The following is a 12,589-nucleotide window of genomic DNA, read 5'->3' as shown; positions in this document are numbered from 1 at the left end:
CCGCCGCGTGGGCGCGACCAGCCACGACGGACCCGCACCCGCCGACGAACGCTCAAGCCCCTTGCCGGAACCGCGTAGTCCGATGCACGGGATCCGTGTCGATCTTCGGAATCACGTGCTCCCCGATCAACCGGATCGTCTGCAACGTCTCCGCCTTCGGCACCCCCACCGGCAGCCCGAACGACAGCTGATCGGCCCCGGCCTGCTCCCACCGCTTGCACTGCCGCGTCACCTCGTCCGGATCGCCGCAGATCAACAGCTCCTCCTCGATGAGGAGTTCGACGAACTCGGCGTTGTACTCGGGCAGCGTCTCCGGCCAGACGGGGAAGCCCTCGGGCTTGGGGAACGTGTCGTGGTAGCGGAACACCAACGACGGCAGATAGTGCAGCCCGCCGTCCACGGCGATCCGGATCGCCTCGTCGTGCGTGGGCGCACAGATCGCCGTCGTCGTCACCATCACGTTGTCGTTGACGAAGTCACCGATCGGCTCGGCGTTGACGACCGCCGTCTTGTACTGCTCCAGCACCCACTCCATGTCGGAGACCTTCTGGATGCTGAAGCCGAGGACGCCGAGCCCCTTGCGCGCGGCCATCGCGTACGACGGCGGCGACCCGGCCGCGTACCACATCGCCGGGTGGGACTTCCCGTACGGCTTCGGCAGGACCTTGCGCGGCGGCAGCTGCCAGTGCTTGCCCTGGAAGCCGACGTACTCGTCCTGGAGCCACATCTTCGGGAACTCGGCGATGGTCTCCTCCCAGATCTCCTTCGTGTAGTTCATGTCGGTGATCCCGGGGAGGAAGCCGAGGATCTCGTGCGAGCCGGCACCGCGGCCGCTGCCGAACTCGAAGCGGTTCTCGGAGAGATGGTCGAGCATGGCGACCTTCTCGGCGACCTTCACCGGGTGGTTGACCTGGGCGAGCGGGTTGAAGATCCCCGACCCCAGATGGATCCGCTCCGTCGCGTGGGCGAGGTAGCCGAGGAAGACGTCGTTGGCGGAGAGGTGCGAGTACTCCTCCAGGAAGTGGTGCTCGGAGGCCCAGGCGTACTTGAACCCGGACTTGTCCGCCTGGATGACGTACTCGGTCTCCTCCATCAGCGCCTTGTGCTCGGCGAGTGGATCGGTCTCGGCACGCTTGCCCACGTATCCCTGTACAAAGAGCCCGAATTCCAAGGAGGTTCACCGTCCCCAGTCAGTCAATGAGCATCGTTTCTGACGAACCGTCAGCTCCAACGGCTGTCGCCGACTGTGGCACCGGCGGCATGCACCGTCAATACCTGACGACTAGTCAGAAGTGCCGGTCTCGAAAACCGGAACCCTGAACCCTGAACTCGGAACCCTTGACTCAGAACAAGGACACCCCGGCCAGCCAGCCCCCGTCGATCACGAACGGCTGGCCGGTGATGTACGAGGAGTCGTCCGAGGTGAGGAAGAGGGCGAGCCTCGCCACCTCCTCGGGCCGGCCGATCCGGCCGAGCGGCACGAGCTTGCGGTAGAGCCCGTCCAGGGCCTTCGAGGTCTCCTCGGGGTCCGCGTCCGGGTCCAGCAGCGACGGGTTGGACATCGCGGTGTCGACGGCCCCGGGGCACATCGCGTTGACCCGGATCCCGCGCGGCGCGAGCTCCAGGGCGGCGACCCGGGTGAGCCCGAGGATCGCGTGCTTGGTCGCCGCGTACGCGCCCACCGCCGCCATCCCGGTCAGGGCCGTGTACGAGGCCGTGTTGACGATCGTGCCGCCGTCCGTCAGCACCGGCGCGACCGTCTTCACACCGAGGAAGCAGCCGACCTGGTTGACCTGCACGACCTGCATGAACTCGTCGAGGGGCGTGTCGACGAGGGCGTTGAAGCGCAGAATGCCGGCGTTGTTGACGAGGCCGTCGAGCCGGCCGTAGGCCTCCTGCACGGTGCGCACGGCGGCCTGCCAGGAGTCCTCCCGCCCGACGTCGAGGTGGACGTACCGCGCGTCTATCTCGTCCGCGAGCTCCTGCCCCTGCTCGTCGAGCACATCGGCGACGACGACCTGCGCACCCTCCTCCCGGAACAGCCGCGCCTCCTGCTCGCCCTGGCCCCGCGCGGCCCCGGTGACGAGAACGACCCTTCCGTCGAGCTTGCCCATGCCGACCTCCCTGGCGTTTTCGCGTCGCTGGAGTCCGCATCGTAGCGCTTGAGCTGACACACCGTCAGATACTGTGTCAGCACACGGGTGGCGGGCCGGTCCCTCCGACTGCGGGTGCTGATACCGAAGGCCGTTGCGATGCGCACACGCTCCCGCGGCGGCCGATCGGGCCGCTCCACCGCAAAGGCGTGAACAGTGCCGCAACAAGATCTACGCCCGCGTAACGATTCGAGCTCTTGTTCCCTGAGTCCGCCAACGGGACTGTGCTGCCTGTACTTTGGCGTTTCTTGATCCAAAACCTGTCGCGGAGGCAATGAGTCATGCGCAAGGTCGCCAAGTCCGGAGCCATTGGGATGTCCGCCGTCGCCATCGCTGCGCTGGGAGTCGCCTACGCGGGATCCACCGCGAACGCTTCCCAGTCGGTCGCCGCATCCGCAGCCCCGGGCGATGTCTACAAGGCCAGATCGAACAAGTTGTTCGGCACGACCTACACGCAGGTCGTCGCTCTGTCACTTCCGGCAGGGACCTACACCGTGACTGGTACCGCCCACCTGATATACGCGGACAAGGCGAACTGCTACCTCACGCCTGGTGGCCCTCAGATGGCAACGCCTCGAAGCAGCGGCTACAACGAGATGTCACTGAGCGGCACCGGAGTTGTGACCCTGGCGACGGCGGGCAAGGTTCAGTTGATGTGCAACAGCGAAAAGGTGCTTCCCGCACCGCAGGACCCGGGCGCCAACAGCACTCTGGTAGCCACCAGGGTCGCCTCCTACGAGGACCAGGGAACAGGCGCCCCGTAACCCGCTGCCGCACCTCGGGACGGTGGCCGACATCCGTGCCGCGCTGTGGAACGGGCGGGGCTTCCCGGGCGACGCCGAGAGCTTCGAGGCCGACCTCGCTCGCACCCTGGACACCTCCACGGTCGCGGACGTCATCACGACGTATGCCGGCCGAACAGCGACCACGTGCCCGTCCGTGGGTCGACCTGCAGAAGACGAGCGACGCCTGCGGCCGCGTACCACGCCGTCTTCTCGTTGATGCCTTTGAGCCGCTCGGACGGAGAGCTGACCTCCACGGCCAGTTCGACCGCGTCGGCATCCAGGAGCCAGCCGTCGTCATCCTTGAACGCACGAGGACCGATGGTCAGATCCGGGGCGCCACCGGCCTTCGTCGTCGAGGTGGAGAAGCGGGCCGATGAGATCGTTCGGGCAGCGGAGGCACGGCACCTCGACGGGCCCACCTGCCAGGGCGCAGGTGAGGGAGTGCAGACCGCGTACGTACCCGGCGGTATGTTCCTCTGCCTCACCGTCCCCCGTCACGAGTGCGTCTATGGCAACGCCGTGCCCTCGACGGCATCCGGGGCGCCGAGGCCGCCTCGCAACCGGATCGTTCAGGAAGAGCCGGTCAGGAGTGGTCCCACCTCTGTGCCGAAGGCCTCCATCTGGTCGGTGAGTTCCGTGCGGCTGCGGCAGCGGAAGCGGATCTGGATCTGGTTCACGCCCATCGACCGGTAGGCGGTGAGGGACTCGGCGAGCGCCTGCGGGGGGCCGCTCAGGGTGCGGCGGCCCACGTCCCAGGAGGGGGCGCCGACGTAGAGGGGCTCGGTGATGGCGCCGATGGTGAAGGGGTCGGGGAAGGGGACGCCGAAGCAGGTCGTGCCCGCGTCGCGGATGCGTCTGATCCGCTCGATCTGGTCGGGCAGCCGGTCCCTGGGGTCGCCCTGGGGCAGCCAGCCGTCGCCCTTGAGGGCGGCCCGGCGGACGGCCGCCGGGGAGGAGCCGCCGACCCAGAGGGGGACGCGGGGCTGGGCGGGCCGGGGCCGCTGGCCGAGCCCCTCGAAGTCGTACAGCTTGCCGTGGTGGACCGGGAACTCCTCCTCCCCCAGGGCGGCCCGCAGCGCGTCGAGCGTCTCGTCGAGCACGGCCCCGCGCCGCTCGAAGTCCACCCCGAGCGCCTCGAACTCCTCCCGTACGTGACCGGCCCCGACCCCGAGGATCAGCCGGCCGCCGCTGAGGTGGTCGAGGGTCGTGTACTGCTTGGCGGTGAGGAGGGGGTGGCGCAGGCCGACGACGGCGACGTGCGCGAGGAGCCGGACGCGTTCGGTCACCGCGGCGAGGTGGGCGAGGGTGGCGACGGGGTCGTACCAGACCGTGCTCATCGCCTCCGCCAGTCGGCGCGGGATCGCCACGTGGTCGCAGCCGGCGATGTACGCGAAGCCGGCCCGGTCGGCGGCCTGGGCGATCGCCACCAGGTCGGCGGGTCCGGCGTCCGCCTCCCACGGCTCGGCGTAGATCGTGGACTGGGACTGGACCGGGAGCTGGATGCCGTAGGCGAGGCCCGCCGGGCTCACCGGGCCGTCCGCCGGGCTCGCCGCGCCGTCCGCCGGGCTCACCGCGGGCTCCACAGGCCTGCTGGGGTCAGCCCCAGCAGGTCGATCGCGTTGCCCCGGACGATCCGCTCGACCACGTCCGGGGCCAGGTGCCCCATCTGCGCCTCGCCGACCTCGCGCGACTTCGGCCAGGTGGAGTCGGAGTGCGGGTAGTCGGTCTCGTACAGGACGTTGCCGAGGCCGATGGAGTCGAGGTTGCGCAGGCCGAAGGCGTCGTCGAAGAAGCAGCCGTAGACGTGGTCGGCGAAGAGCTCGGACGGGGGACGGTGGACCTTGTCCGCGACCCCGCCCCAGCCCCGGTTCTCCTCCCACACCACGTCGGCGCGCTCCAGGATGTAGGGGATCCACCCGATCTGTCCCTCGGCGTACATCACCTTCAGGTCGGGGAAGCGTTCGAACTTGCCGCTCATCAGCCAGTCGACCATCGAGAAGCAGCAGTTGGCGAAGGTGATCGTGGAGCCGACGGCCGGCGGGGCGTCCTCGGACGTGGACGGCATCCGGCTGCTGGAGCCGATGTGCATCGCGACGACCGTGCCGGTCTCGTCGCAGGCGGCGAGGAAGGGGTCCCAGTAGTCGGTGTGGACGGAGGGCAGGCCGAGGTGCGGGGGGATCTCGGAGAAGGCGACCGCCCGCACCCCGCGGGCGGCGTTGCGCCGGACCTCCGCCGCGGCGAGCTCGGCGTCCCACAGGGGGATGAGGGTGAGCGGGATGAGACGGCCCTGGGCCTGCGGCCCGCACCACTCCTCCACCATCCAGTCGTTGTAGGCGCGCACGCAGAGCAGGCCCAGTTCACGGTCGGCGGCCTCGGTGAAGGTCTGGCCGCAGAAGCGCGGGAAGGTGGGGAAGCAGACGGCGGACTGGACGTGGTTGACGTCCATGTCGGCGAGCCGGGACGGGACGTCGTAGGAGCCCGGCCGCATCTGCTCGTAGGTGATGACCTCCAGCTTGATCTCGTCCCGGCTGAAGCCGACGGCGGTGTCCAGGCGGGTGAGGGGGCGGTGCAGGTCCTCGTAGATCCACCAGTCGCCGATGGGGCCGTCGTCGCCGGGCTCGCCCATGACGGGCTTGAAGCGGCCGCCGAGGAAGGTCATCTCCTTCAGCGGGGCGCGGACCACGCGGGGCCCGGTGTCGAGGTACTTCTTCGGGAGGCGGTCCTGCCAGACGGTGCTGGGCTCTACGGTGTGGTCGTCGACGGAGATGATGAGCGGGAGGGGTGTGGCGGGCGTGGCAGGCGTGGCGGGCGTGGCAGGCGTCGTACTCGTCGGTGTGGTCTCCATGGGGGCACGGTAGCGCCGATCTGACGGATCGTCAGCTGTCTGTCGACCGCTCGTCAGCAGTCCGTCGACCGCCGGGAACGGGGCGACTTCATACGACAGTTGATCGACTCGAACCACTTGATCAACTCTGTGACGATGTGCGCCCGGCCGAGGCCCGGCCGCCGCCCACGCGCCGCGCACGCGCTGCGCGCCGGCTGTGCGGGGCCGTGCGGACTCCCGCGCACCTCCCGGGGAGGCTGACGACTCCGGCATGGACAGGGCAAACTGACCTAGTAGTTCGGATGCCTAGGGGGAGCCTTGATGGACGACCGTGGAAGACACGGCGGACCGCGAGTGCCGGAGCAGAGGCGTCCCGGCTCCCCCGCGGAGCCGGCGGCGCTGCGCTTCGCCGTGCTCGGCCCGGTGCGCGCACACCGCGGCGACGACCAGTTGGCCGTCGGCTCCCCCCAGCAACGCGCCCTGCTCGCAGCCCTGTTGCTGCGGGAGGGCCGTACGGCGACGGCCGCCGAGCTGATCGACGCGCTGTGGGGCCAGGATCCGCCGCTGCAGGCGCTGGCGGCGGTGCGCACCTATGCCTCGCGGCTGCGCAAGGTGCTGGACCCGGGCGTCCTGGTGAGCGAGTCCGGCGGGTACGCGGTGCGCGGGCTGGGCCCGGAAGCGCTGGACCTGACGGTGGCGCAGGAGTGGGCGGCGGAGGCCGAGAAGGCCAAGGCGGCCGGGGATCCGGCCCGGGCCCGGGAGGTGCTGAACCGCGCCCTGGGCCTGTGGGACGGCGAGGTGCTCGCCGGCGTGCCCGGGCCGTACGCGGAGGCGCAGCGCGTCCGCCTGGAGGAGTGGCGGCTCGGCCTCCTCGAATCCCGCCTGGACCTGGACCTGGAGCAGGGCTGCCACGCCGAGGCGGTCTCCGAGCTCACGGCGCTCACCGCGGCGCACCCGCTGCGCGAACGGCTGCGCGAGCTGCTGATGCTGGCGCTGTACCGGGGCGGCCGGCAGGCGGAGGCGCTCGCGGTGTACGCGGACACCCGGCGGCTGCTGGCGGAGGAGCTGGGGGTGGATCCGCGCGCCGGGCTGCGCGAGTTGCAGCGCCGCATTCTTCAGGCCGACCCGGAGCTCGCGGAGCCGACGGAGCCGGTCGCGGGGCCCGCGGTGGTGCGGGTCCGTCCGGCGCAACTCCCGGCGACCGTGCCCGACTTCACCGGCCGCGCATCCTTGGTGACCGAGCTCGGCGAGGTGCTCGCGGGCACCGGGGCCGACGGAAGCCGTAGCGGCCGGGGCGGGCGGGTGATGGCGGTGTCGGCGGTGGCCGGCATCGGCGGCGTGGGCAAGACGACCCTCGCCGTGCACGTGGCCCACCAGGCCCGTTCGGCTTTCCCCGACGGGCAGTTGTACGTGGACCTCCAGGGCGCGGGCCCGCGGGCCGCGGAGCCGGAGACGGTCCTCGGGTCGTTCCTGCGGGCCCTGGGCACGGCCGACTCGGCGATCCCCGACTCCCTGGCGGAGCGCGCCGCGCTGTACCGCTCGCTCCTGGACGGCCGCCGAGTCCTCGTACTGCTGGACAACGCCAAGGACGCGGCCCAGGTGCGCCCGCTGCTGCCGGGCACCGAGGGCTGCGCGGCGCTGGTCACCGCGCGGGGGCGGATGGTGGACCTGGCGGGCGCGCACCTCGTCGACCTGGACGTCATGTCCCCGGACGAGGCGCTGGCCCTGTTCACCAGGATCGTGGGCGAGGAGCGGGTGGCCGCGGAGCGGGAGGCGGCCCTGGACGTGGTGGCGGCCTGCGGCTTCCTGCCGCTGGCGATCCGCATCGCCGCGTCCCGGCTCGCGGCCCGCCGCACCTGGACCGTGTCCGTCCTGGCCACGAAGCTCGCCGACGAGCGCCGCCGCCTGGACGAACTCCAGGCCGGCGACCTGGCCGTGAAGGCCACCTTCGAGCTGGGCTACGGCCAGCTGGAGCGGGCCCAGGCGCGGGCGTTCCGGCTGCTGGGCCTGGCGGACGGCCCGGACATCTCGCTGGCGGCGGCCGCGGCCGTCCTGGACCTGTCGGCCGAGGACACCGAGGACCTGCTGGAGTCCCTCGTGGACACCTCCCTGCTGGAGTCGGCGGCCCCCGGCCGCTACCGGTTCCACGATCTCGTCCGCCTCTACGCGCGTGCGTGCGCGGAGCGAGACGAGTCGCCGCCCGGCGAGCGGGAGGCGGCGCTGTCGCGGCTGCTGGACTTCTACCTGGCGACGACCGCACAGGTGTACGAGATCGAGCACCCCATGGACCGGCTCGTCGACCACCTGGAGCCCACCCGGTACCCGGGGCTGTGCCTCACCGAGGGGGCGACCGCCCTCGACTGGCTGTACACCGAGGCGGGGCCGCTGCTGGCCTGCGTCCGGCAGGCCGCCGGCACGGAGCGGCTGCGCAGGGCCGTCGATCTGCTCTGGGCGGCCAAGGACCTGACCGAGTCGGGAGCCAGCTCGTACCAGTACGAGATGACCGCGCGGGCCACCTGTGACGCCACCCGGGCCATGGTCGACGAACGGGCGGAGGGCAGGGCCCGGACCGTCCTCAGCGACGTCCTGCTGGTCTCCGGCCGCATCGAGGAGGCGGAGGACGAGGCCCGGGTCGCCATGGAGCTCGCCGGGAACGCGCGGGACGCCACCGCCGTCAGCTGGGTGGCCAACAACCGGGGACTGATCTGCCTGCACCAGGAGCGGTTCGCCGACGGCAAGGTGTTCTTCGACCAGGCCCTCGAAGGCCTCCGGGCGGCGCAGAACCGGCCCTTCGAGGCCACCGCCCTGGGCAATCTGTCCCGCGCGTACCTGGGGATGGGCGACACCGCCAAGGCCGTCGAGATCGCCCGCCGCGGCCTCGCGGCGCACAGTGAGATCGGCGGGTCGGTGCGCCTCGCCAACAGCCACTTCGCGCTGGGGGTCGCGCTGACCCAGGCCGACCGGTACGGCGAGGCGCTCGACGAGTTCGCCGACGCCCTGCGCATCTTCAAGGAGCACCGGCAGCGGCTGTGGGAGGGCGTGACCAACTTCCGCATCGCACAGGTGCACCTGGCCGCGCGACGGCCCGCGCAGGCGGCCCAGCACGCCGAGGTGGCGCTCACCCTGGGGGTCATCGGCGGCGACCGCATGCGGGGCAACGTCCTGACGCTGCTGGGCCGCACCCTCGCCGGGCTGGGCCAGGCGGACCGGGCCAAGGCCTGCTGGCGCGAGGCGCTCAACCTCTTCGAACAGAGCGCCGCCCCGGAGGCCCACGTCGTACGCTCGCTCCTGGCGCCGGCGTCCGCGGGCTGAACGCCCCAGGCGCGGGGCGGGCGTTCAGCGTTTGTTTATCGCCGCCGGGCACTGTTTCCGGAGTCAGACCGTCGCGTCGGGGGGCAGACGGTCCGGCCAGGAGCCCTACGGCTAATGTGCGGCTCCGAACGCTCGTCCGGAAGCCCTCGGGGGAGCTTCCGGACGGGCGTTCCTGACTCGTCACCACAGCAGAGGAACTGAAGGATCATGAGCGACGACCAGACGACGAACGCGACTGTCTCTCCGAAGAACAACGCGATGCCCAAGGAGCCGGCCACCCAGGACGACCAGATCATCGCGCTCAACAACGCGATGCCGAGCGAGCCCGCCACCCAGGACGACCAGATCATCGCCCTGAACAACGCGATGCCGGCCCCGCCCGCCCTGGACCTGGGCGGCAACTGAGCAAAATCGGCTGCGGTTCGGCAGCGCCCTGAAGGGGCGCGGGGCGCTGACATATGCGGCTCCGCCGCGCGGGCGCGACCAGCCACGACGGCGCCGCAGCGGAACGACGGCAGATCGCGGCACCCCCAGCGGAGCGCTTGAGCGGAACTGAGCGGAACCGAGCAGCACTTCGACGGGGATCGGCCGCGGCGGCACAGAGGGGAGCCGCCGCGGCCGAGGTGCGTCCGGGGCCGCGATCCGCGGCTCAGCGCGCCCGCAGCTCCCCTTTCACGACCTTCCCGCTCGCGTTGCGGGGCAGTTCCGGGACGAACTCGACCGCGCGCGGCACCTTGTAGTTCGCCATCTCCCGGCGGGCCCAGGCGATCAGGTCGTCGGCCGTCGAGTGGGCGCCCCGGCGCCGGACCACGTACGCCTTGCCGACCTCGCCGAGGCGGGCGTCCGGGACGCCGATGACGGCGACGTCGGCCACGTCCGGGTGCAGGCCGAGGAGTTGCTCTATCTCCGCCGGGTAGGCGTTGAAGCCGCCGACGATGAACATGTCCTTCAGCCGGTCGGTGATGCGCAGGTTGCCGGCCGCGTCGAGGACGCCCACGTCGCCGGTGCGCAGCCAGCCGTCGGCGGTCAGCACCTCCGCCGTGGCCGCCGCGTCCTCGTAGTAGCCGCCCATGACGTTGAAGCCCCGGACGAGGACCTCCCCGGGCTCGCCGGGAGCCGCGTCCACCCGTACCTCGGTGCCGGGGATCGCGCGGCCCGAGGTGGCGGCGATGAGCGTCGGGTCGTCGCCGCGGCGGCACATCGTCACGACGCCGCTCGCCTCGGAGAGGCCGTACGCCGTGAGGACCGTCTCCACGCCCAGTTCGCCCCGCAGGCGCTCGACGAGCCGCAGCGGCACGACCGCCGCGCCCGTGACCACCAGCCGCAGCGCCGACAGGTCGTGCTTGTCGCGGGAGGCGTGGTCCAGGAGGGACTGGTGGAGCGTCGGCGGGCCGGGCAGCACCGACACCCGCTCCGCCGCCACGTTCGCCAGGACCGTGTCCACGTTGAACACCGGCTGCGGGATCATCGTCGCGCCCCGCATCAGCGAGGCGATCACGCCGGCCTTGTAGCCGAAGGTGTGGAAGAAGGGGTTGACGATGAGGTAGCGGTCGCCCTGGCGCAGCCCGGCCAGATCGCACCACGCCTCGTAGGCCCGCAGCGTCTGCGCGTGCGTGATCACCGCGCCCTTGGGGCGGCCCGTGGTGCCCGAGGTGAAGACGATGTCCGACGGCCACTCGCCGCGCACCGCGTCCGCCCGCTCGCGGACCTCCGCCCGCCCCACGCCCTCCCCGCTCGCCAGGAAGTCCTTCCAGGTGCGGAAGTCGGCGGGCGCGTCGTCCGACAGGACGACCACGTCCGCCAGGTCCGGCAGCCCCGGCAGCGGCCCCGCGCCGCCGCCGTTCCCGCCCCCGTCCACGCCGGCCGCGCGCCGCAGCGACGCCACGTACGACGTCCCCAGGAACGTGCCCGTCACGAACAGCAGCCGTGCGCCGCTCCTGCGCAGCACGTCCGCCGCCTCGACGCCCTTGAAGCGCGTGTTGACCGGCACCAGCACCGCCCCCGCCGAGACGGCGCCCAGCGCCGCGACCATCCAGTCGAGCGAGTTCGGGGCCCAGATGCCGACCCGGTCCCCCGGCCCGACCCCGTTGGCCAGACAGGCCGCCGCCGCCCGCTCCACCCGGGCGCCGAGTTCCGCGTACGAGATCCTCGTGCGGCCCTCCACCACCGCCTCGGTGTCGGCGTACCGCTCGGCCGCCCGGCTCACCAGGCCGGGGATCGTTCCCCACTCCACGTCACCGCGCACGACCGGCCTCCCCACTAGCTGACTACCCGTCAGATTAGCTGTAACCTGACGGACTGTCAGCCGCCTGTTGTCAGCCGCCATTTCCCCATACGGAGGTGCGTGCAGCGTGACCCTGAAGGACGCCACGGCCGTCGTCGGCATCGGCCAGACGCCGTTCGCCAAGCACCTCCCCGACGACGAGAAGACCCTCGCCTGCCGGGCCGTCCTGGCCGCTCTCGACGACGCCGGGATCGCCCCGGGCGAGGTCGACGCCCTCGCCTCCTACACCATGGAGGAGACCGACGAGGTCGAGCTGGCCAAGGCCGTCGGCTTCGGCGACCTGACCTTCTTCAGCAAGGTCGGCTTCGGCGGCGGCGGGTCCTGCGCCACCGTCGCACACCTGGCCGCCGCCATCGCCGCGGGTCAGGCCACGGTCGGGGTCGCCTGGCGGTCCCGCAAGCGCGGCAGCGGGCCCCGCCCGTGGACCAACACGGCCGTCCAGCTGCCCACCCCGGCCCAGTGGACCCGCCCCTTCGGACTCCTCCGGCCGGCCGACGAGATAGCGATGCTCGCCCGCCGCCACATGCACGAGTACGGCACGACCCGCGACCACCTCTTCAACGTCGCCCTCGCCTGCCGCAACCGGGCCAACCAGAACCCGGCGGCGATCATGTACGACCGTCCGCTGACCCGCGAGATGTACATGACCGCGCGCTGGATCAGCGAGCCGCTCTGCCTCTACGACAACTGCCTGGAGACGGACGGGGCGCTGGCCTGCGTGATCGTGTCGGCGGAGCGGGCGCGCGACTGCCGCCGCCGTCCCGTCTACGTCCACTCCGCCGCCCAGGGCCTGCCCGCCCAGCACCACGGCATGGTCAACTACTGGAACGAGGACCCGCTCACCGGCCCCGCCTGGGCGGCGGCCCGACACCTGTGGAAACACGCCGACTTCACCCCGCACGACGTCGACGTCGCCCAGATCTACGACGCCTTCACCCCCCTTGTCCCGCTCTCCCTGGAGGGCTACGGCTTCTGCGGCCGGGGCGAGGGCGGCGCGTTCACCGAGGGCGGCGCCCTGGAGACCGGCGGACGGCTGCCCCTCAACACCGGCGGGGGCGGCCTCAGCGAGGCCTACGTCCACGGGTTCAACCTGATCAACGAGGGGGTCAAGCAACTGCGCGGGACGAGCACCGCCCAGGTCCCGGACGCCGCGACCTGCCTGGTCACGGCGGGCGAGGGCGTCCCGACATCGGCCCTGCTGCTGCGCAACTGACCGAGGAACCGACCGGAA

At 71.6% G+C, this 12,589-nt stretch carries 10 protein-coding genes; 4 read left to right on the top strand and 6 right to left on the bottom strand.

The features are described 5' to 3' along the window. Positions 1–52: 52 nt before the first annotated feature. Both ACWCPF_RS07630 and ACWCPF_RS07625 read right to left on the bottom strand, forming a co-directional pair. Positions 53–1,171: an LLM class flavin-dependent oxidoreductase gene (locus ACWCPF_RS07630; protein ID WP_451044041.1), complete on the bottom strand. Its 1,119-nt coding sequence runs from the start codon at positions 1,169–1,171 to the stop codon at positions 53–55. 172 nt (positions 1,172–1,343) lie between these two features. Continuing rightward, entirely contained in the window at positions 1,344–2,114 is a 771-nt protein-coding gene (locus tag ACWCPF_RS07625; protein WP_451044040.1) for an SDR family NAD(P)-dependent oxidoreductase, read from the bottom strand. 320 nt (positions 2,115–2,434) lie between these two features. On the opposite strand from ACWCPF_RS07625, the gene ACWCPF_RS07620 reads away from it, so the two are divergent. Beyond that, positions 2,435–2,917, top strand: coding sequence for a hypothetical protein (locus ACWCPF_RS07620; protein ID WP_451044039.1), 483 nt, complete (start codon positions 2,435–2,437; stop codon positions 2,915–2,917). 134 nt (positions 2,918–3,051) lie between these two features. Here the strand turns inward: ACWCPF_RS07620 and ACWCPF_RS07615 are convergent, their stop codons facing one another. From ACWCPF_RS07615 to ACWCPF_RS07605, 3 genes are all read right to left on the bottom strand, one after another. After that, positions 3,052–3,357, bottom strand: a complete 306-nt coding sequence (locus tag ACWCPF_RS07615; protein WP_451044038.1) for a Uma2 family endonuclease — start codon at positions 3,355–3,357, stop codon at positions 3,052–3,054. Between the two features lie 150 nt (positions 3,358–3,507). After that, a complete protein-coding gene (locus ACWCPF_RS07610; RefSeq protein ID WP_451044037.1) occupies positions 3,508–4,509 on the bottom strand; it encodes an LLM class F420-dependent oxidoreductase in 1,002 nt (333 codons plus the stop codon). Next, positions 4,506–5,783: an amidohydrolase family protein gene (locus tag ACWCPF_RS07605; RefSeq protein WP_451044036.1), complete on the bottom strand. Its 1,278-nt coding sequence runs from the start codon at positions 5,781–5,783 to the stop codon at positions 4,506–4,508. The genes ACWCPF_RS07610 and ACWCPF_RS07605 overlap by 4 nt, the downstream gene beginning before the upstream one ends. 300 nt (positions 5,784–6,083) lie before the next feature. On the opposite strand from ACWCPF_RS07605, the gene ACWCPF_RS07600 reads away from it, so the two are divergent. After that, on the top strand, positions 6,084–9,074 hold the full coding sequence (locus tag ACWCPF_RS07600) for an AfsR/SARP family transcriptional regulator (RefSeq protein WP_451044035.1): 2,991 nt from the start codon (positions 6,084–6,086) through the stop codon (positions 9,072–9,074). Between the two features lie 207 nt (positions 9,075–9,281). Further along, on the top strand, positions 9,282–9,479 hold the full coding sequence (locus tag ACWCPF_RS07595) for a hypothetical protein (RefSeq protein ID WP_451044034.1): 198 nt from the start codon (positions 9,282–9,284) through the stop codon (positions 9,477–9,479). Positions 9,480–9,723: 244 nt separating this feature from the next. On the opposite strand, the gene ACWCPF_RS07590 is transcribed toward ACWCPF_RS07595, so the two are convergent. Then, positions 9,724–11,319: a FadD3 family acyl-CoA ligase gene (locus ACWCPF_RS07590; RefSeq protein ID WP_451044033.1), complete on the bottom strand. Its 1,596-nt coding sequence runs from the start codon at positions 11,317–11,319 to the stop codon at positions 9,724–9,726. 106 nt (positions 11,320–11,425) lie between these two features. Between ACWCPF_RS07590 and ACWCPF_RS07585 the strand changes: the two genes are divergently transcribed. After that, complete coding sequence (locus ACWCPF_RS07585; RefSeq protein WP_451044032.1) at positions 11,426–12,571, top strand: lipid-transfer protein; 1,146 nt, start codon at positions 11,426–11,428, stop codon at positions 12,569–12,571. Positions 12,572–12,589: the final 18 nt, after the last annotated feature.

This window comes from Streptomyces sp. NPDC001858 (assembly GCF_053594615.1).
The sequence above is the reverse complement of the archived record's forward strand: the minus strand, read 5'-3'. Positions and strand labels throughout refer to the sequence as shown.